Annotated in this window: 15 protein-coding genes and 3 pseudogenes; 9 read left to right on the forward strand and 9 right to left on the reverse strand. The window is 67.8% G+C overall.

What is annotated here, in order from left to right; translation table 11 throughout:
* Positions 1-50: 50 nt before the first annotated feature.
* Entirely contained in the window at positions 51-2,390 is a 2,340-nt protein-coding gene (locus OG764_RS30480) for a SpoIIE family protein phosphatase (protein ID WP_051762684.1), read from the forward strand.
* A gap of 421 nt (positions 2,391-2,811) precedes the next feature.
* Positions 2,812-3,069, forward strand: a pseudogene (locus OG764_RS30485) (transposase); the annotation flags it as partial.
* A 68-nt stretch (positions 3,070-3,137) separates the two neighbouring features.
* On the opposite strand, the pseudogene OG764_RS30490 reads toward OG764_RS30485, so the two are convergent.
* The 3 genes and pseudogenes from OG764_RS30490 to OG764_RS30500 form a co-directional block, all read right to left on the reverse strand.
* A pseudogene (locus OG764_RS30490) lies at positions 3,138-4,659 on the reverse strand (ISL3 family transposase).
* A 490-nt stretch (positions 4,660-5,149) separates the two neighbouring features.
* Positions 5,150-6,100, reverse strand: a complete 951-nt coding sequence (locus tag OG764_RS30495) for a hypothetical protein (RefSeq protein WP_033215637.1) — start codon at positions 6,098-6,100, stop codon at positions 5,150-5,152.
* 11 nt (positions 6,101-6,111) lie between these two features.
* Entirely contained in the window at positions 6,112-7,575 is a 1,464-nt protein-coding gene (locus OG764_RS30500; protein WP_033215640.1) for an APC family permease, read from the reverse strand.
* Positions 7,576-8,191: 616 nt separating this feature from the next.
* Here OG764_RS30500 and OG764_RS30505 point away from each other — a divergent pair.
* Positions 8,192-8,439, forward strand: a pseudogene (locus OG764_RS30505) (IS5/IS1182 family transposase); the annotation flags it as partial.
* Positions 8,440-8,564: 125 nt separating this feature from the next.
* Here the strand turns inward: OG764_RS30505 and OG764_RS30510 are convergent.
* From OG764_RS30510 to OG764_RS30535, 6 genes are all read right to left on the reverse strand, one after another.
* The gene (locus OG764_RS30510) at positions 8,565-8,756 is read right to left on the reverse strand and encodes a hypothetical protein (protein WP_033215642.1); all 192 of its coding nucleotides are present in this window, start codon (positions 8,754-8,756) and stop codon (positions 8,565-8,567) included.
* 63 nt (positions 8,757-8,819) lie between these two features.
* The gene (locus tag OG764_RS30515) at positions 8,820-8,987 is read right to left on the reverse strand and encodes a helix-turn-helix domain-containing protein (protein WP_244290656.1); all 168 of its coding nucleotides are present in this window, start codon (positions 8,985-8,987) and stop codon (positions 8,820-8,822) included.
* Positions 8,984-9,466 carry a hypothetical protein gene (locus tag OG764_RS30520; protein ID WP_328971567.1) on the reverse strand — a complete coding sequence of 161 codons (483 nt, stop codon included), beginning with the start codon at positions 9,464-9,466 and terminating at the stop codon, positions 8,984-8,986. Before OG764_RS30520 ends, OG764_RS30515 begins: the two co-directional genes overlap by 4 nt.
* A gap of 458 nt (positions 9,467-9,924) precedes the next feature.
* Positions 9,925-11,061: a PucR family transcriptional regulator gene (locus OG764_RS30525; RefSeq protein ID WP_244290657.1), complete on the reverse strand. Its 1,137-nt coding sequence runs from the start codon at positions 11,059-11,061 to the stop codon at positions 9,925-9,927.
* Between the two features lie 820 nt (positions 11,062-11,881).
* The gene (locus OG764_RS30530) at positions 11,882-12,547 is read right to left on the reverse strand and encodes a GntR family transcriptional regulator (RefSeq protein WP_051762645.1); all 666 of its coding nucleotides are present in this window, start codon (positions 12,545-12,547) and stop codon (positions 11,882-11,884) included.
* Positions 12,544-14,178, reverse strand: a complete 1,635-nt coding sequence (locus OG764_RS30535; protein WP_051762647.1) for a CocE/NonD family hydrolase — start codon at positions 14,176-14,178, stop codon at positions 12,544-12,546. Before OG764_RS30535 ends, OG764_RS30530 begins: the two co-directional genes overlap by 4 nt.
* Before the next feature lie 139 nt (positions 14,179-14,317).
* On the opposite strand from OG764_RS30535, the gene OG764_RS30540 reads away from it, so the two are divergent.
* From OG764_RS30540 to OG764_RS30565, 6 genes are all read left to right on the forward strand, one after another.
* A complete protein-coding gene (locus tag OG764_RS30540; RefSeq protein ID WP_328971568.1) occupies positions 14,318-15,781 on the forward strand; it encodes a purine-cytosine permease family protein in 1,464 nt (487 codons plus the stop codon).
* 698 nt (positions 15,782-16,479) lie between these two features.
* Entirely contained in the window at positions 16,480-16,659 is a 180-nt protein-coding gene (locus tag OG764_RS30545) for a hypothetical protein (RefSeq protein WP_033215647.1), read from the forward strand.
* The gene (locus tag OG764_RS30550) at positions 16,656-18,299 is read left to right on the forward strand and encodes an AMP-binding protein (protein ID WP_328971569.1); all 1,644 of its coding nucleotides are present in this window, start codon (positions 16,656-16,658) and stop codon (positions 18,297-18,299) included. Before OG764_RS30545 ends, OG764_RS30550 begins: the two co-directional genes overlap by 4 nt.
* The gene (locus OG764_RS30555; protein ID WP_033215649.1) at positions 18,296-19,084 is read left to right on the forward strand and encodes an enoyl-CoA hydratase/isomerase family protein; all 789 of its coding nucleotides are present in this window, start codon (positions 18,296-18,298) and stop codon (positions 19,082-19,084) included. Before OG764_RS30550 ends, OG764_RS30555 begins: the two co-directional genes overlap by 4 nt.
* Complete coding sequence (locus OG764_RS30560) at positions 19,081-19,839, forward strand: SDR family oxidoreductase (RefSeq protein ID WP_033215650.1); 759 nt, start codon at positions 19,081-19,083, stop codon at positions 19,837-19,839. Before OG764_RS30555 ends, OG764_RS30560 begins: the two co-directional genes overlap by 4 nt.
* A gap of 224 nt (positions 19,840-20,063) precedes the next feature.
* Positions 20,064-20,642 carry a TetR/AcrR family transcriptional regulator gene (locus OG764_RS30565; RefSeq protein ID WP_266447290.1) on the forward strand — a complete coding sequence of 193 codons (579 nt, stop codon included), beginning with the start codon at positions 20,064-20,066 and terminating at the stop codon, positions 20,640-20,642.
* Positions 20,643-20,811 lie beyond the last annotated feature (169 nt).

The raw sequence follows: 20,811 nt of genomic DNA on the forward strand, positions 1-20,811 counted from the left end.
GCGTCGTGAGCGAGATTCCCGGTTTCGGTGAACGGCAGGGCCCCCTCGATATGTCCCGGGCGGCCACGGCCGTGCTCGACGGCGCGGGCCGGGTGGTCGGCTGGAGCCCGGCGGCCGCGGAGCTGCTCGGGTACGGGGCGTCCGAGGTTCTCGGCCGGAAGTTCGCCGACCTCGTGACCGACGCCGCGGCGCCGGAATTCTCGCCAGGCATGCGGCACGTGATCCGGCTGCGTCACCGGGACGGGCACAGCGAGCGGGCGGCGGTGGTCGTCCTCGCCCTGTCGCTCGGTGGCGAGAAGCCGGACGGTGACGGCGGCAGTAGTCTCAGCGGTGTCGTCGGGACGCGACCGGCGCGCCTGCTCGCCATGGCCGAGGCCGGCGAGACCGAGCAGTGGAACGCCCTGCAGTCGATGCTGCGTGGGCTGGCCACCCGGTCGCCCATCGGCCTGGCCATCTACGACACCCGGCTCCGCGTGGTGTGGACGAACGCCGCTCTCTACGAGGAGATGGGGCCCGCCGACTACGCCGGCTTCGGCCCGGACGACATGGTCACGCACGGCGTGATCGTCTCCCCCGGCATGCCCGACACGCTGGAGGAGGTCATCGGCGAGGTGCTCACGACCGGTCAGCCCGTGATCGAGCTGTACTACCGGGGCCGCCCACCATCCACGCCAGACCGCGACCGGATCTGGTCATGCTCATACTACCGGCTGGAGGACCCGGCAGGATCACCGCTGGGCGTATGCGAGGAGACGGTCGACATCACCGAGCGCTACCTCGCCCAACAGCGCCTAGACCTCCTGGTCCGGGCCGGCCGGAGTGTGGGTACGACGCTTGACACGAGGCGCACGGCCCGCGAGTTCGCCGCCGTGACGACCCCGTGGTTCGCCGATGCAGTCACGGTGGACCTGTTGGAGACGGTCCTCCACAGCGACCGGTCACGCCCCGGTGCCGTGCCCGAAATCCGGATGGTGCGGCTATGGCCCCACGAGGAGCCCCCAGCCGTCTCCACCATCACCGCCGATGACTGCCCGGCCACGGTACGGCCCGTTCATGAACCGGGCCTGCTGACCGTACCGCTCCGCACCGAAGGAACCGACCTCGGCATCGTGTCCTTCGTCTGGGAACACCGCACCGACCCTCTCGATGAGGGGGAACTGGCCGTGGCCAGCGAACTCGTCGCGCGGTTGTCAGTCTGCATAGACAATGCCCGCCGGTATGCCCGCGAGCACGCCGCCGCCCTCGTGCTGCAGCGCAGCCTGCTGCCTAGACTGCTTCCGCAGCTGTCCGCGGTGGAGCTCGCGTACCGCTATCTGCCTGCCGACAGCCGCGCGGGTGTGGGCGGCGACTGGTTCGACGTGATCCCCCTGTCCGGAACCCGGGTGGGACTGGTCGTGGGGGACGTGGTCGGGCACGGTCTGAGCGCCGCCGCCACCATGGGCCGGCTGCGCACCAGCGTGCGAGTGCTGGCCCGGATGGACCTCGCCCCCGATGAACTCCTCGCCCGCCTCGACGACCTCGTCACCCAGGGCGGCAACGAACGGGCCGCGGTGCGCATCGAGGGCGAGGAACTCCCGGAAGACGAGGCCCTCGGGGTCACCTGCCTCTACGCCGTGTACGACCCGGTGTCCGGAACGTGCACGATGGCGCGGGCCGGGCACCCGCTGCCTGCCGTCGTCGACCCGGACGATGGCACGGTGACCTTTCCCGAGCTGCCGTCGGCTCCGCCGCTGGGGCTGGGCGGCCTGCCCTTCGAGTCTGCGGAACTGGCCATTCCACCAGGCGGTCTGCTCGCCCTGTTCACCGACGGCCTCGTGCAAGGTCGTGACCGCGATGTCGACGAGCAACTTGCCGCCCTGAGTGCGGTCCTGAGCCACTCGACGGGGACCCTGGACGACCTGTGTGACGAGGTGGTCGGGACTCTGCTGCCCGGCCCGGCAGAAGATGACGCGGCGCTGCTCTTGGTCCGCACCCGTCTCCTCGGCCAGCAACAGGTAGCCGTCTGGGAGCTGACCGCAGACCGTCAGGCCGCTGGCCGGGCCCGGGCTGGGGCATCTGACCAGGTCCGCGCCTGGGGACTCGACGACCTGGTCTTCACGACCGAACTCGTGGTCAGCGAACTGGTCACTAACGCCATTCGCTATGCCGGGGCCGGCCCCATCCAGCTGCGTCTCATCCGCGACAAGACACTCATCTGCGAGGTGTCCGACAGCGGCCACACTTCCCCGCACATGCGGCACGCCGCCGGTGACGACGAGGGCGGCCGGGGCCTGTTCATCGTGGCGCAAATAACCCAACAGTGGGGCACCCGCTACACGGCCACGGGAAAAATCATCTGGGCCGAGCAGGCGATGCCTTCGGTGAGGCGGCCGACTGCCTTCCCCTCGTAGCGAGGAGTCGTGCCCGGCCCGTGACGGACCATCCACCAGCACAAGTTCTCGTACGACCAGCCGTGCTGATAGGGATCCCGTCCCTTCTCAGCCGCGGCACGAGCCCCACGGAACTGCGACCAGGCTTCCTGGATCTCCGCCCGGCACACCTCGTGCAGACTTTTCCAGATCGACTCGTCGTACGGCAGTAGCGGCTTGGCGTCCCGCCTGTGCCTCGGGTTGTACGCCCGCCCGCCCAACAGCTCACGTACCTCCGGACGCAGCGTGTGCGCCTCCTGGTCGTAGGCGGCCAGCATCCGACGGATCCTCGACTCCTGAGCGGCTCCCGTGACCCACAACTGCTCCACAAGGGCGGGTCTGGTGAGATCTGCCGCGCCATCGACGTGCCCTCGCCGCCGCGAACATACGAATCGCCCGCACACTCCGCTTCGACACCGAGATCCGCCGCATCGTCTGCACCACCAACGCGATCGAGTCCGTGAACGCGAGGATCCGCCGGGCGGTCAAGGCCCGCGGACACTTCCCCAACGAGACCGCCGCCCTGAAGTGCGTCTACATGGCCATCATGTCGCTCGACCCCATCGGCCGTGGTCAGGCCCGCTGGACCATGCGCTGGAAGACCGCCCTGAACGCCTTCGACATCACCTTCGATGGCCGCCTCTCCGCAGCCCGTCAGTAATCCCAACCGCCCGCGCTACACCGTTCGATTGGCTCTGGCCCGTAGTCGGTGGTGACGCCGAGTAGCCGTCAGGGCAGGAGGATGCGGTGCCGGAGAAGGCCGAATCCGGCGCGTCCGTGCATCTGTCTCATGATCCTCTTGGTGCGGGTGTTGACGCCTTCGGTGCGGCCATTGTGGTAAGGCAAGGTGAGGCCGGCGTTCTCGGCGGGCCGGTCGATTTCGAGCCCGTTGGTGAGACTTCGCAGGTGGGGCAGGGCGACGGTGCGGGCGGCTGTGATCCAATCGGTGAGTTTCGTGTCGTTGCCCTCGGCTGGTTTCAGCAGAGCGGCGAAGTCGCGTATGAGATCGGCGAGTGCGGTCATCTCCGGGCAGGCTGCGGCGATCTTCTCCAAGAGGGCCGTTTCCTTCGGGCGTAGATTCACGGGGTCGGTGAGCAGGAGGCGGCCGGCGTGACGCACCGTGGTGACGGGGCGGTCGCCTTCGGCGCGGCCCTGGTTGAGGTAGCGGACCAGGAGGTTTGCGCTGCCGGTGTAGCCCAGCTCCCGGATCTCTTCGAGGAGGTGGGTGACCGGGACGGCCGGTTCCTCAGCACGGCGCCGTCGCAGGTGCTCGCGGTAGGGGGCGACGAGGGTGGGCCGGTAGGCAGGGGTGAGGCGCAGGGCCTGGGTTTCGGGCATGCGGGCATAGCGTTTGACGGTGTTCAGGGCCAGGCCCAGGCGGCGGGAGCAGTCGAGGAGGCCGATACCTTGGCCGAGGAGATCGTGGATCTTGTTCCAGCGTTCGCGGGTGGTCTGCTCGCGTATTCCGCCGGGGCGGGGCGGGTTGATGGTGGCCCAGCAGCCGGTGTGCGCGCGGACCTCGAGCTGGGCTTTGTCGCAGAGGTTGTGCCAGAGGTGCCATCTGTCGCTGACCTGCACCGCGTCGGGCAGGGCGCGGCGGACGGCCTCGGCGTAGGTGGCCGAGCCGTCCCGGCACACGACCTCAATGCCGGGATGTTCGCGCAGCCAGGACTCCAGGGTGGCCCTCTCGCGGTCGGGCAGGACCTCGATGCGTCGGCCGGTTTCGGCATCCGTGATGATCGTGGCGTAGCGGTGGCGGCGGCGCAGGGCGAAATCGTCCACGCCGATCACCCGCGGGATGGCCTGCTTGGGCAGCAGCAGGCGCCGCAGATGCCGCAGTGCGGTGCTGCGGGAGACGGGCACGGCCAGCAGGCCGGCCAGGCGTGCGGCCGCATAACTCCCGTGCCACCTGCGATATCTGCCCGGCGAGACGCACAGTGCGGCGCTGATGACGCTTCAGCAGTCCGGGAATCTGCTCACGGAAGGTCTGCCGGGAGCAGCCCAGAACCGGACAGACCAGCCTTCGTACGCGCAGGTGGACGACGACCGGGCGGCCGTCGACCGGCACGTCCCGCACCGTCCGGCGGTGGTACCCGTGCACCCTCGCCGCTGGCGTTCGGCACGCCGGACACGGCACCGCCACATCCCGGGTGCGGGCCGTGACCACCACCTTGTCACCGTCGTCCGTCACGTCCTCGACGGCCAGTGCCGAACCGGAAAACACCGTCCCGATAAGGGGGTTGACATCCATCACAAGATCATGATCGCGGATGGCTACTCGGCGTCACCACCGACTACAGGCCAGAGCCGTTCGATTGACAGACCCCGACGTGGGGGAGCCGCGGCATCCTCGACGCCACCCTCGTCCACCCCGCCCTGGCTGCCGAGGTCAGCGCCGACCGTGCCATCGACCACGGCGCATCTACCCGCAACCCGCTCCGCTTCCAGCGGCTCCGCCTGGACCGACCGTGGACGATGTTCCTGAGTTCGGCCAAGGGGCGGCCGCCACGGGCTGACCGGCGCCAGATGTTCGCAAGCGGCAGTCGGGGCGAAATGGGGCGAGGCCCGCGACTTCTGTCCCGGGCCTCGCGTTCTTCGATTCTGAGCCGTGCGTTATCGCTGGCGGCGCAGGATGGGTACGGCAGCACGACGACCGGCACGCGGAGCCATCCAACCCGCCCAAAGATCATTTCGTTAGGGGTTGTAAGCACGACACAATATTCAGAGTTGCGGGTCAATGATCAGGTTGAGCGCATGACAGTGCGGTGCCACTTTGCGATGACGGTCGCGGGGTCGCCGAAATAGGACCAGGGCACTGCGGTTGCTTGGTCGGCGAGCAGCTTGAAGAGGTACGCCGCTTCGCTGTACAGCCCGCCGGCGCACGTCGCGTGCAGCAAGTAGTTGAAGTCGGCGATGTCCTGCGCCCGGTAGATGCCGTCCCAGTTGACGACCCATGTATCCCAGGTGCGACGGGTATCGGCGAGTGCTACGTCGGTACTCCAATGCCGACGTAGGAAGAGTGCCATGTCACCCTCACGCTCAAGGCGGTAGCGGTACTCCTCCAGCCGCGCGACCTGCAGGAGTACGGCGAGTGGCGAGCCCGGCGCAGTGCTGTCCACCACGTCCCGGGCGAAGTCGTACATGGTCCCGTGCGTGCCGTGCCAGCGAGCGGACACATGGCGCAGCGCTTGATTGTGCGCTTCCCGGTTGTCCTGGTGCCGAAGTTTCAGCTCCTTCCACCAGTGGTTGAATTGGCGGTGCCCACCCGCGTATAGCCGGGCGATGGTGAGGAGCGATACCCAGGGCACAGGGTCGTAAGGATGTGCGTCGGCCGCGCGAAGGCAGGTCCGTACGGCCATGTCCAGCCGGTCCTGGCCGGCAGCGCCAGGGTCCCCCGCGGCCACGGCGAGGTTGAAGCAGCGCAGCACCTCTGTATCCGCCCGCAGCACCAGCGCGTCCGGATCACCCGGCCGGGCGGTGTGCCATTCCTCGGCGATGGTCGTGCCGGCCGTGGACTGGGCGAGCAGGCGCACCCGGTGGGTGCGGCGGTCCCAGTCGTGTCCGGTGGAGTGGAGCAGCTCGGGAAGACCCTGCCACCGGCCGATGGCGATGTCTTGGCGCGCCTTCGCGAGATCCCGGTCCCTGAGCGTAGCGTCGAATTCGGGAGTGAAGGGCTTGCTTCCCGGTGTCATGGCCGCGCCCTTCAGAAGTCCGTGGCTATGGTGTTGTCAGCGGACGAGGCAGACACGGGTTCCAGGCCTTCGTACTCTTGTTTGATTCGCTCGGTCTTTGCGGCGTCGAGCCGATCCGGACGGTAGTAGGGGCTCTGCCGGTACACGAACATCGGCACCAGGCCCACGGCGAGACCGCCGATGCCGATCCAGATGGCGGTGGCATCGAGTGCGCCCAGCGACTCGACGAACACCCAGAACAGGAACAGCGCCCCGGTCAGCGGCCACAGCCCGCCGAAGATGAAGTTCGCCGGGTTCTTCAGCAGCACTTTGCGGTAGGCGACGACGACCGCAACTCCGGACAGCCCGTAGTAGACGGCGATCTGGAGTCCGATGGCGGCCACAGCGCTCTCCAGGATGTCGCCGACCGAGCCCAGCGCATTGGACGCCACAAAGAGCCCGAGGGCGACCGCACCGACAACCACCAGCGCGACCCAGGGTGTCCGGTAGCGGGGGTGAGAGGCGCCGAGGGCGGCCGGCATGGTGCGGTCGCGGCCCATCGCGAACAGGGAGCGGGTCACCTGGATGAGGGTGGTCTCCAGGGTGGCAATCGTGGACAGCATGACGGCGACGATCAACAGTTTGCCGCCCCAGCCGGGCCAGAGACGCTCGCCGAGCAGCGCCAGGACGTTGGCGCTGTTGGCCTCGATCTCCTCGGCGGTGAGCAGCAGGTTCACAGAGATCGTGAAGACCTCGAACAGGACGAAGACGACGGCGAGGCCAACCAAGCCGGCCAGCCCTGACGTCTTGCGGCTGTTGCGAGTCTCCTCGCTGAGGTTGCTGGTGACGTCCCAGCCCCAGTAGTAGAACGCCGCGATCAACGCTCCGGCTGCGAAGCCCTGGACGCCATCGAAGTGGCTGAAGCCCAGCCAGGACCAGGAGAAGTACTGAACCGCATTGTCATGGAACAAGGCCGCCACGGCGAAGGCGAGCAGTATGAGCAGCTCGATGCCAGACATGATCAGCTGGGCGTGGACCGTCAGTCGCGCTCCCTTGAGCACGACGACGAGCATCACCAGGAACCACATCGCGCCGACCACGGTCGCCAGCGCGGTGTTCTCGGCCAGGTCCGGGGCGAACAGGGACAGTGTCATGCTGCCGGCCGGCAGAGAGCCCGCGACCATGAAGATCGTGGCCGAGACCACCAGCGCCCAGCCGCTGAGGAAGCCGAGGGAGGGATGGAGGGCACGGGCCACCCATGAGTAGCTGGCGCCGGCGTTGATGTCGAGCTTGCCCAGGTAGTTGAACGCCCAGGCGATGCCGAACATGGGTATCGCGCAGTAGAGCAACGCGGCAGGGGCGGCGAAACCGACAGTGCCGACGAGCACCGCTGTGGTCGCCGCCAGGGAGTAGGCGGGGGCACTGCCGGCTACCGCCATGACAACGCTGTCGAAGGTGCCCAGGACGTTCGCCTGGAGCCCTTTGTGTGTGCTCATGAGATTTTGTGGTGCCCTTCGGATACGGCCGCTGTCGTCCCGGCAAAGAAGCGCACGGCCACGGGGACGGACAGCGGGGTGGCTGGTCCGGTCCGGGCCGGCCAGTAATCTCGCGAACAGCAGGCAGAGTTATGGACGGCTTACGAGAAGGAGGTGGCTGCGTCGTGGCAGCGTGAGGTTTTCGGGCACCAACTCATCCACCATGGCGGGCGGCGTACGCGGGTCCACTCGACTCGGGGGCAGGACCAGACGCGGTTCAGAAGTTCGCATACGTTTCCTCGATCATGCTGGCGTGGCTGTTCGGTGGAGAGGGATGAGCCCCGAGGACAGCCGAGTCGTCAACCCTCGTGACTGCCGGGTGAGTGGAATCTTCGTGCCGCCTCGAGGGCTCGCAGTCCCGCGGCTTCGCCTCGATTCTGCCGTCGGGCGACGCGCAGTGGCAGGGCGCGGTGGCCCGTCGCGACTCCGGGTGGAAGAGGACCTTCCGGATTGTTCGACGCACCGGAGACGCGCTGTGAGAAATTATCGTGTTCCGATAAACCCTGTGGAGATGCTGCGTGCCTCCACGGCTGCTGCTCCGCAGTCAGTCAGGCGGGTGCCGCGTCCGCTGCGACCCTGCTGGCGCCGTCTGGCGGAGTGGACCGAGGTCGGCGTGTGGCCCCGCCTGCACGAGGTCGAGGTTCTTCTGGCGAAGCTTCGCCGTGCGGACGCTCTGGACTTCTCCCGGGCGGCCGTTGACGGCTCCCACATCCGCGCGTGAGAGGTGGCTCCCAGACGGAACGAAGTCTTTGGGGCAGAGCGGGCAGCAAACACCACCTGATCACCGATGCCACCGGCATCCCTCTCGCCGTCACGCTGACGGGAACCGGTCCACGCGCAACTGGAACACTCCGGTGGGGTTGTTGGGGAGTTCACCGACACGACGCGGGGTGTTCGGCCGGAGCGCCGCTGCGACCTCGTCGAGGTCCAGGGCCCAGTTGCGGTCCGGGTCAGAGGGCCACGCCGGTGGCCTCGCGCAGGGCCATCGGCACGGTCTCGGCGGCCTGGTAGTTCGGGGTCACCACCACGGCGTCGTCCCCGGCGTCGAGCAGGACGTTCATGGCCAGGTAGAGGGCTTCCTCGGCTCCGGCGAAGCAGATCACGTCGTCCGCGGCGGCGTTCTCGTACGTCTGGGCGATCACCTCGCGCAGGGCCGGATCGCCGAAGGTCTCGGTGTAACCCAGGGGCAGGTTCTCGCAGCCGGTTCATGGTCGGTCCTTCGCGTTCGGTGATCTGAGTTCGGCGAGCGGGCCGTAGACAGTGGAACGGGACACCCGCAGGGCGCCGGCGACGACGGGAGCGGCGCGGCGGACCGCGAACACCCGGGCCTCCTCCAGCCGGCCGAGAACGGCCAGGCGGTCCTGGCGGGTCATGCGTTCGACGGGGCGCCCCCTCTCGCGGACGTAGCTTCCGATGTGTGCTGGATCCGCTCGGACCAGTCCTGCTCGAATAGTGGCTCCGGGCGCTGCACGGTGGGGGCGCCGAAGGCGGACAGGATCGCGGCTGCCTGTTCCAGCGGCGTGCGGTCGAGATTGATGCACAGCACCGCCGAGGGCCGGCCCTGCGATCGCGAAGGACCGCGCTGGCCGATGTCAGTCGGCGGCCGTCGACGAGCAGCTTCTCGTACGGCCCGAAGACGACCTGTGCCGAGGGTTCGAGATCGTCCAGCTCTCCCAGCAGCGAGGGGTCTCACGCCGCGGGAGGTCATCGGATTCCAGATCCCGAGGACCCGGTCGGTGTCCGGATCATGCAGGACGACCTCCGCGTACGGGCCGAGCAGCAGCGCGACGGCCTGGGCCACCGGCGCCCACAGCCGAATTCGAGGGTCCTGAGTGTCTTCCACTTCACCCATGCCTGGGCTGTAAGTCCGATCTGGCTGAAAAGTCCAGAGTCGGCTGGCCAAACGAATCGCGCTCAAGACGCACCGCCCGCTCCTGCAGGAGCCTGCGGGACGTCGGGAGCACTCGGTGGAGTAGGTCGTTCATCCAGATCTTGCGGTGCGGAGTGAGGCTGGTCACGGAGCGCCGAGCGCCAACCGCCGCAGGCAAGCACACACGCCCAGCTGGACTGCCCGCACGATCCGGCACTCGCGCGTTTCTCGCGTCCCTGGTCCGGCCCTGTCCACGCTTTGCCCAGTTCGGCTCCTCGACGCGAGCGGAAGTACGTCAGCTGCCGCCTCGGACTGCCCGCCCGCGCCTCCAGCGTCGTGCCGGGTGCCAGCCCTTTCGCCGTGTGGATGCACACGCTCTATCGAGCTACTCGAGCTGAGCGCCTCCGCTGAGAGGGCGGAGCCGCGCTGGATTATCGAAGTCACAGGCCGTTGATACGGGCCATCTTCCTCGCGGTCACCGGTGTGAAGTTCGCCGTCATGAAGCGGCTCGAATGACGGACCTGCCGCGAGTCCACAATCCGAGCCTGCGCCAAAAGCTGGCGGCTGCGCAACGTCACCTCCAGCTCGAACCGGGCACGAGGATCACGGAGCTGCGATCCGAAGAGTTTCTCCAATTGGCGCATGCGGTACCGCACGGTCTGCGGATGCACGCTCAAGGCCTTCGCGACCTCCGGGGCGCCTCCGTGTTCGAGCCAGGCAAGCAGAGTGACCTCGAGCCGCTCGCTCTGGCGTGGGGTCAGGTCCGCGAGCGGCTTCAACCATTGGGCAGCCAACGCCGCGGGCAGTGTTTCGTCCTGGAGGAGCATCAGAGTGGAGAGATGATCGTCGACGAAGACGGGGCGTATGTCCTGACCTTGGTGGGCCCAGGTGAGGCTGAGCAGGCGAAGAGCCCAGCGCAGGGAGGACGCGGTATCCGCCAGGGGAACCTCGTGTCCTACAGCTGCGAGGCGGCCGCGCAGCGGGGCCTCCAGCCACGCCCTGGTGTCCGAGCCCGCGCTTGGAACGAGCAAGCAGGGCCGGCCCGCGAACACGCCAGGGAGGGAGTCGTGCAGGACAGCCGCAAGCTGTTGCATCTCTCCGGGGGTTGCCAGCATGACGCCCCGCACGGCGGGCGGGAGGGGCCAGGCTGCCTCCTCGGCCAGCTCAGCGAGGGACCGTTGCGGGGTGGCTCTGGCGTCGGTGAGCGCCTTGAACAGATGCTGCCGTGGCTGGTCGGACGGTGCGCCAGGCTCGTGCCAGTGCCTTGCGGAGGCCCGGTCTGTGGCCCCGTGTCCATCGTGGTGCGCCGGTCCGGCGCCGGTGTGGCGGGCGGGTTTCTGGGTGGCCGGCGGGCCTGCCTCGTGTCTGCCTTCCTGTGGGACGTTGCTCTCGTGTTCGAGGCAGGGATCCCCGCCATTCATGCCCTGATTCTCCGGCTGCCGGTAGCCCAGGGCGGCGAACAAGGCTTCCTCCAGCGAGCGCCTAAGCAATTCGTCGTGGGTCTCGTTGCCGTTCCCAAGCACAGAAGAGCCTGGTGTCCCTCGCAGAAGCTCCTCCACTATCTCGTCGGCCAGCACGGGGAGCTCCGTGCGCAGGACGCGGATCCACTCGCTTGGGGGGCGGGACAAGATGCGGTTCAAGAGTTCACACATCGTTTCCTCGTTCCTGCCGGGGGTGGGAAGGCGACGGGCCGGCCAACTGAGGCCGCGTTACGATCCCCCTCAGCCGCAGCCGGGTTGGCGCAGCCCCTTGCCCGCCTATTGCGGGCCCGTTCTCCAGGTTCTTCCCGCAGATCTACTTCGTTCCCGATGTCGGGATGCGGCGGGTGGCTGGCGGCCGGCTGACGATCGTGACTCTGTTGGAGGAGGATCTTCCGGATTGTTCGATCTTCGGAGAGACGCGCGGAAAGTTGTCACCTTCCGATAAATCTCTGAAGGTGCTGTATGTCTCCACGATCCTTTCTTCTCTCCCAGCTCGGCCATGCCCACGGACCTGGGAGAACCAGGAGCAGCCGGCGGAGCCGCTTCTGGGTGTCGGATGCTCGCCCGGCGGGCCTCGCCCTCGCGGCGAACGCGAACTCCGTCACCGGGCAGACCGCGTCCGCCACCGCCGAACCCGCGGGCCGGCTGCACCCGCGAGCGGTTGGCGGGAGACATCTTCGATCAAGCAGGGTGGGGCGACCGCGTGGCCTTTGAGGCCCCTCGTTCCGTCCTTGAGCGAGGGGCCTCGGTCGCGACCACGTTCTGTCGCTGGTCGGGTCCGCGAGCTGGCACCGACCTCCACACCTTCGTCGGTCGAGCCTGTCACCGCATTCGGTGCCCAGCCAATGTCGCCCGGTCCGAATGTGTGGGATGCCACAAGCCAAGGGATCGGAGCGCGCGCAGTGCCACGGGTGACCTACTGTCGGCCGTGTTCGCCGCTTCCTGTTTTGAGATGATCCACCATTAGCCGTTCGGCGAGATCAGGTTCGCCGCTTTCGAGGGCGGCGATGATCTGTTCGTGCTCGTCCGCGGAACGGCGCAGGTCGGCCAGATGCCACCCCTTCTTCAGGCCGATCAGACGTGCGAAGCCGCGTAGTCGCCGGACGGTGTCGGCGACAATTGGCAGCCCCGACATCGCGGCCAGACGCTGGTGGAACTCGTCGTCGCAGTCGAGCGCAGCGTTGACATCTTTGGCCGCGAGAGCCCGTCGCGTGCGGACCATGATGAGGTGCAGCACGTCGCTGCCCGATTCGTCGGCGACGGTCGCCGCTTCTCTCGCGGCGAGACTCTCAAGCGCGGTGCGCATCAGTAGCACCTCACGTTCGAGTTCTGGCGATGTATCGGCCACCACGCACTGGCGGCGACGTCCGTCCAGGACGAGAGCATCGGAGAGCAATTCTCGCAGTGCCTCACGGACCGGTGTCCGCGAAACTTCTAGCTCGCCCGCGATCTCGATCTCGCTGAGCGGGCTGCCTGCCGCAAGCTCGCCGTGCAGAATCCGGCGTCGAAGCTCGTGGTAGACGCGGGCAGACGCGGGGGTGCGCTCGATCGGCGTCTTCGTATGCGGCCGGAAACCCTTCACGTTGCCGATCCTGCCGGGTTGAGGATGCCGATCGTGAGCGCGGTGCCGGCAGTGCCTCCGGTCGCCATGGCGAGCTCAACCGTGGTGACGGTAGTGGCTGTCCACGGCTCTTCGTCAGTGCCGGGGTGGACAGCGTACTGCGGGAAGCTGCTCCCCGAGACCAGGACAGCAAGGCGGTGGCCCACATCAAGTCGACAACCGATCACGCCGAGGTCGACGGTCGCCTCAGCTGGCCAGGGGGCCCGGACGAGGGCGGCACCATCGCCGATGCGGCGCGCAGTTCCATCCGGTGCGAGGTCGAGGAGCCGGACCATGACGTGTGCAGATCCACAGCCGCCCCGGAACCGTCCCGCGAGGGTGGCCCGGCCGAGGATCTCCATGGGCGCTTCGGCCGGTTCGCCTACGAAACTGACAACGTCATCGCGACCGAGAACGCAAGACTCGTCGGGAGGGTCGATGTTCGGGTAGTGCGGATGCGCCAGGCTGGGAACAGGATCGGTCGGATCATGGTGCCAGCGCACCTCGCTGGTTGGGCTGGGCGCGGGGGAGAGGCGGCCATCGGAGGTCAGGAACAAAGAGGCCTCGGTCGTGCCGCGCGGTGGCCAGTGGTCGTCCTCGCGGAACTCCTCAGAACCCAGCCGCCACCGCACAGCGGCCGGTACCGGCAGCTCGGCGCCTTTGAGGTGGCGCTCGAAGAAGGGCAGCAGGAGGCCGAGGTAGTCGTCAAGAAACTTCTTCTGGGCGCCCGGACTGGCGAACGGGTCGGCATACGGCTCACCGGTCGGACGCCGTACAGTCCAGCCGTGGTCGCGAACGTCGACGACAAGAAGGTGCTCTGCGGGTCCAGTCCGTGCCTGTTCCCACGCTGCTAGCTGGTCGCTGAGGAAGTAGTCGTCGAAGCCGGCCAGGTGCAAGGTGGGGATGCGGTCGGTGACTGGCAGCGTTGTCACATCCAGCTTCCCGGTGGCCCACTCGTCGAGGAAGAGGGGGCGCCGCCCGCCCAAGGCGGTGGCTGCGATCTCGGACTGTGGCCGTACGCGCCAATCGATGGTCCCTTCGTAGTCGTAGAGGCCCTCGTCGACCCAGGTCTGTAGTGCCCACACCGTGCACAGCTCGAGTGGGAAGACGTCCTGCCGGCGAACAGCGCGCCGCAACATTGGGGCCGTCACTCGCGGGGTGATGGCACACAGTGCCGGGTGGCCACTGGCAGCTGCGGCCCATTGAGTAAAGCCGTAGTAGGAGTCGCCGAACATGCCCACTGGGCCGGTCGCCCATGGCTGAGCGACGATCCACTCCAGGGTGTCGTAGGCGTCGTCGATCTCCGCGACGAACGGCATGAGAGCACCGTCGGAGCGAAGTTTGCCGCGGACGTCTTGCACCACGACGACGTAACCGTGGGCCGTGAACCAGTCTGCGATCTGGGGCATGAAGCACTCTGCGCTGGTCTTGTCGTACGGCAGTCGTGCCAGCAAGACCGGCCCGTCTCCCGCGGGCGGGAGATACGTATCGGTCGCGAGCCGAATTCCGTCGCGCATGGGCACCGCGTGCTGGCGGGCGTGCGGCGGAGGTTCGGTCAGCGGGAGACGTTCAGCGCGCCGCTCGCCAGGAGCGTTGGCGAAGGGGGTGGTCATGATGTCACCTCTCAGGTGGTTCGGGGTGGCCGACACAGCCAGCAAATGCAAGTCAAGTATTTACATGCAAGACGCTCACTTGTATACATAGCTACCCCATTGATGTGGCGGAGGCCACTGGCACAGTCGAGGTGACCCAATGCAAGCCGCTCAAGACCCCTCCACCGCCGCAGCATCTGCGATCGAGGCGCGGTCGATCGATCACATCCCGCTTGGCGAACGACACGGGAAGGTGTGGCATGTCGCACCCGTGTGGATCGCCGGCAATGCCAATGTCGGCACGGTCGCGGTCGGGGCAGCGGGGGTCGCCCTCGGCGCCGATCTGCTCTGGATCATCATCGCTGCCTGTGCCGGGTCCGCGTTTGGCGCGATCTTCGCTGCGCTGCACTCGACACAGGGACCCCACCTCGGACTGCCCCAACTGATCCAGTCGCGTCCACAATTCGGGTACGCGGGTGCAGGTGGCGTCTTCGTCCTGGCACTTGTGAACTACATCGGTTTCAACACCTTCGCCTGCATTCTCGCGGCGCAGAGCCTGTCCGTAGGCATCGGCCTCGGGAAGACGGCATCGGTTCTGGCCGTGGTGACGATATCTGCCGTCATCGCACTCTTGGGGTACAACTGGATCCACCACGCAACCCGGTGGATCACCCCTGCCTTCCTCATCTCCTTCGCAGTTCTGACCGTCGTCGCCGTCGGCAGCGACGCCACAGTAGCCGCAGTTGCCCCGATAGCTCATGGTTTCGCATGGACGCCCTTCCTGGTCGTCTTCGGTCTGGCAGCCGGCTACCAGATCAACTGGGCGATCTACGTTTCCGACTACACCCGCTACCTGCCCCCCACAGTGTCGTCACGGGCGATGTTCTGGTGCACCTACCTCGGCATGAGCCTGAGCTCGATGTGGCTCGCGACCCTCGGGGCCTTGCTGGCGGCTCGATTCGTACCCGGCGACGCCGTCGCTGGCGTGGTCGCAGCAGGCGACGCGGCCACTGCCGGGTTTGGCCGCATCGTCGTGCTGATCGGCCTGCTCGGGCTCATCGCGACGATGGCCATGAACACCTACGGCTCGGCCCTCACCCTCATCAGCATGCTCGACACATTTCGGGACATTCGACCCACCGCGCGGTTGCGAACAGTCGCGGTCCTAGCGGTCAGTGCGGTCGTGATCCTGCTGACGTTCCTCGCCTCTGACGACTTCCTCAGCTCGTTCGGCACCTATCTGACGCTCCTCCTCTACCTCTTCGCGCCGTGGACGGCGATCAACCTCGTCGACTACTTCCTGGTCCGCCGTGGCCGCTACTCCATCGCGCAAATCTTCAAGGCTGACGGCATCTACGGCCGGATCAACGGCCGCGGCCTGCTCGCCTACACGCTGGGCGCCGCCGCGGAGGTACCGTTCATGAACACCAGCGCGTTCATCGGGCCAGTCACCGATGCGATCGGTGGCGCCGACCTCGCTGTGTTCGTTGGCTTGACGGTGGGAGGTGCCTGCTACTGGCTCAGCTATCGCGGTTACGACTTCGCCGCCGAAGAGGCGGTCCTGCGCAGCGACAACGCGAGCGGAGCGCCGATCAGCGCCACAAAGAGTGGCCGCCTGATCTGATCTCGCTCTGCCGCCCGAGCCGACCTCGATCTACAGATCGGTTCGGTGGCGAGCGGGGGCGCAGGGGGCGGGGTCTAGGCCGACTGTGGACCATCCGCATCGCTGGCCACAGCGATCGCACAGCGTCGGTCACCTGCTCCTCGCCCGGTGCCACGCCAGCCAGGTGGTCCCAGGACATCGCGGCACTGCGCCGGTTCGCCCCTGCACGCGCGCTCGCCCACGCGAAGGCCGCCGCGACCCGTCCGGACGCCGGCCTGCCAGTGCCGGGCCCCGCAGTGCTCCGTCTACGAGAACAACCAGGAGCCCTGCGCGGGGGCGGGCCGTCTGTGCCACATCGACGCCGCCACGCCAGAATCATCAGCAGAACCGCACCCGCCGCGGACCCTCCCAAAGTCGCGGGCATCCGCCGACACGACGCCTGAAAGCGTTCCGGGCGGATTCCGCGCACCCGCCATCCCGCCCCTGACGAGCAGTCTCCGGCGCGCCCCTTTGCCATGGGCGCCACGGCCAACGAAGCACCCGTCGACACCATCAGGGATGAAGGAACGGGTTTGAACACGACAAGTGGACACGGAAGTCATCCCGTCGCAGCAGGTCGCGGCGGTCCGTCTCCCGTGCGGGTAATTGACAGGGTACGAACGTACCTCCTAACGTACCCACATCCAGGCACCGCCGCCGCAGCTCGACGAGGAGCACCGATGCAGCACCTACACGACATAGACGTCCGGGTCCCGATGCCTGACGGCGCAACCCTCGCCGCCAACATCGCCCGCCAGGGCGAGGAGCAGATGGTTCCCGCGCTCAACCACATCCCTCACGAGCCGGACCAACCCAGCGGCCTGGTGCTGCCGGTCATCGACCGCAAGGACCAGCCGTGAGCGCCGCCGACCGGGTCGCCGAGCTGACCTCGACCTTCGCGGCTCCTTCCCTCGACGTGGCCCACCTGCTGTGTGACCGGCATCCCGCCGACCGGGTCGCCTTCACCGTGGTCGACGGCGACGGAAAGGCATCGACGCTGACCTTCGGCAAGCTCACCGCGGACTCGCACCGGTACGCACGGGCACTGCAGGGGCTGGGGGTCGGTCCGGGTGACAGAGTGGCGACCCTGATGGGCAAGAGCACCGACCTGGTCACCGTCATCCTGGCGATTTGGCGGCTCGGCGCGGTCTACGTCCCGCTGTTCACCGCCTTCGCGCCCCAGGCCATCGCCCTGCGCCTGGAGGGCGCGGGAGCGCACGTGGTGATCGTCGACCCGGACCAGCGCCACAAACTCGACCCCGGCCCCGACCTGCCGGACGACCCCCAGCGCCGCCTCGTCGTCACCCGAAACAGCACTTCGCACGGTGCCACGGTGCTCTCTGCCCTCGTCGCGGCCGCGTCACCGGAACCGGTACCCGCCGTCACCACCAGCGGGGACGGCCCACTGGTGCACATGTTCACCTCCGGCACCACCGGCAAGCCCAAGGGCGTCATCCACCCCGTCTCCTACATCACCGGATGGCAGATCTACCTGGAGTACGCCCTAAACGTCACCCAAGGCAGCAGCTACTGGTGCGCCGCCGACCCCGGCTGGGCCTACGGCCTGTACGCCGCCATCGTCGCCCCGATGGCCGCCGGCATCCCCAGCCTGCTGCTGACCGGCGGCTTCTCCCCCGAGACAACCTGGCGCACCCTCACCGACCACCAGGTCACCGACTTCACCGCCGCCCCCACCGTGTACCGGGGACTGCGCTCCTCGCCGGTGCCGGTCCCACAGGGCCTGCGCCTGCAGCGGGCGTCCAGCGCCGGCGAGCCCCTGACTCCCGAGGTCAACGAGTGGGCACACGCCGCACTCGGCCTCGCCGTGCACGACCACTTCGGCCAGACCGAGGTCGGCATGCCCCTGGCCAACCACCACCACAGCGAACTCACCCGTCCCCTCAAGACGGGATCGATGGGCCGGCCGGTACCCGGATGGAACCTCACCGTCTTGGCCGACGAGAAGGACGAGCCCGCAGGACCGGGCGTACTCGGCCGGGTCGCGATCGACGTCGCCGGGAGCCCGCTGATGACCTTCCGCGACTACCAGATCCCCGGACAGAGCGCTTCCAAGTTCACCCCCGACGGCCACTGGTACCTCACCGGCGACGCCGGGCGCATCGACGCCGACGGAGACTTCTTCTTCTCCTCCCGCGACGACGACGTCATCATCATGGCCGGCTACCGGATCGGGCCGTTCGAGATCGAGAGCGTCCTCGCCCAGCACCCCGCCGTCGCCGAGTGCAGCGTGATCGGCGCACCCGACGACGTCCGCGGCGAGGTCATCGAGGCGTACGTCGTCCTGCGCGACGGCGACAACGGCTCACCAAACCTGGCCACCGAACTCCAACAACTGGTCAAGACCCGCTACGCCGCCCACGCCTACCCGCGCACAATCCACTTCATCGACGCCCTGCCCAAGACACCCAGCGGCAAGACCCAGCGCTACCTGCTGCGCAACCGCCGACACACCGAACTCACCACCCCAGAGCCCCGTTGACCGGCACGGAACCCCTGCTCGTCGAGCAACACGGCACCGTCCGATGGCTCCTGCTCAACCGCCCTCAGCGGCGCAACGCCCTCGACGTCACCCTCATCGAAGCCCTGAACAAGCAGATCACCAGCGCCGAGGCCGACCCCGGCACAGCGGTCATCGCCGTGGCAGGCAAGGGGCCGAGCTTCTGCGCCGGCGGTGACTTCCACCAATTCCTGGAACTCCACGACGCGGGCGACAACCCGGTCGACTTCCTCACCGACGTGTCGGCCTGCTTCAGCCGTATCGCGGCCAGCCCGAAACCCTGGGTCGCCGTCCTACACGGTCACGCCGTCGCCGGCGGCCTCGAACTCGCGCTGGCCTGCGATGTCGTCGTCGCCGCCGACACCACCCTCATCGGCGACGGCCACCTCCAGCGGCGTCTGGTACCAGCCGGCGGCTCGAGCGTCCGGCTGCCCGACGCGGTCGGACGGGGACTATCCCGCTGGCTCCTGCTCACCGGCGAACTGATCCCCGCGACCGCGTTCACACACACCGGCTGGATCCACGCGATCGTGCCCGAGGCCGACCTCATCGCCACCGCCACCCGTATCTGCCAACATTTGGCCGACCGCCACCGCCCCGCTCAGCAACACCTCAAGACGCTGCTGCACCGGATCGACGGCATGGCCCCCGAGCAGGCCCTGCGCGAGGAACTGGACGTCTTCGCCGACAACTGGTCTGCGAGCTCCGTGGCCGACGCCCTGCGGGCCTTCCTCACTCCCCCTACCACGAAAGCGGACAACACATGAATCGCTACCAGGGACGCGTCGTCGCCATCACCGGGGCCGCACAGGGCCTCGGCCTCGCCATGGCGACCCGGTTCGCCGCCGAGGGCGCCACGCTCGCACTGGCCGACGTCAACGAACAAACCCTCACCGACGCCGCCGGGACCATCACCGACGCCCACGACGCCAAACTCCGCACCGACAGGGTGGACGTGACCGACTCCGCCCAGGTCAACGCCTGGATCGACGGCGTCACCACCGATCTCGGCCGCATCGACGTGCTGGTCAACAACGCCGGCATCCTCCGCGACAACCGCGTCGAGGACATCACCGACGACGACTGGCACGCCGTCATCGACGTCAGCCTCACCGGCGGCTTCCACTGCGCCCGCGCCGCGTTCGCCCCCATGAAACGCCAGGGCTACGGCCGTATCGTCAGCTTCTCCTCCATGTCATGGCGCGGGAACTTCGGCCAGACCAACTACGTGGCCGCCAAGGCCGGCATCGTCGGCATGACCCGCACCCTCGCGCTTGAAGGCGCCCGCCACGGCATCACCGCCAACGCCATCGCACCCGGCCTCATCGAGACACCCATGCTCGCCTCCATGAACGGCCCCGCACGCGACAAGCTCACCAACAAGATCCCCATGCGCCACACCGGCCGCCCCCAGGACATCGCCGAAGCCGCGGCCTTCCTCGCAAGCGATGCCGCCAGCTACATCACCGGCATCGTCCTGGACGTGGACGGCGGCATCTCGATCGGGTCCTCGATCCGGTAGAGCGCCGCATCCACGGTCACGCTGCGGCCGTCGGATCGCCAGCGGGGACCGTCGCAGCCCAGGTACGTCGAGCGGTACCCTGGTACCCCCTCGTAAGTCTCGGACTCCCGTCCCGGACGACCACCCGCCGGTTCCGGCGATGACGTCCATGGGAGACTGCTGCGGTGACGGCCCCAACTGACTCGCGCGACCGACGCCCGCGCAAAACGGCCCGCCGGCGGGTCGTGGACACTCGCCGGCGGGACGAACTGCTGCGTCAGGCCGAGGCGATCATCCTGGCCGAAGGCTTCACCGCGGTGACCATGGATGAGCTCACCCAGCGGCTCGGATGCTCCAAGGCGACGCTGTACAGCCTGGCCTCCACGAAGGAACAGCTGGTACTGGCGGTCACCCGCGCCTTCTTCCGGGCCGTGACGGCCGAGATCGAGCAGGCCGTCCAGGCCGAGCCCGACCCCCGGCAGCGCATCCGGGTCTACCTCGCCGGCATCGGCACGGCCATGCGCCGTCACTCCAACGCCTTCTACGACGACATGGTGGGTTACGAACCGACCGCACAGATCTACCGCAAGAACTCCGCTGCCGCCGCGCACCGGGTCCACCAAATGATCGAGGAAGGCGTACAAACTGGCGTCTTCCGCGCGCTCAACGGACACTTCGCCGCCCAGGTCGTGGCAGTGACCATCGACGCACTCCAGTCGGGGGCCCTTCTGGAGAGCACCGGCCTGACCGCAGGCGACGCTTTCTCCGAACTCGGGGACCTCCTGCTGGACGGCCTCAGTGCGGGGCAGGGCGCGCCCGGATAGGAACGTGACAGACAGGGCTAAGGGCCTGCAGATCATCAAGGTGTTGCTTCCCGACCTGGGGCTCGTTGGTCTGGTATGCGCATCCCGGACGAGACCCGTATCGAACTCTCCGCGAAGATTGCGGTGTTGTTCCCGCATCTGGACTAAGGCCTGTCTGATAATTGATCTT

Origin of the sequence: Streptomyces sp. NBC_00239 (assembly GCF_036194065.1) — a bacterium.
Taxonomy (GTDB): domain Bacteria; phylum Actinomycetota; class Actinomycetes; order Streptomycetales; family Streptomycetaceae; genus Streptomyces.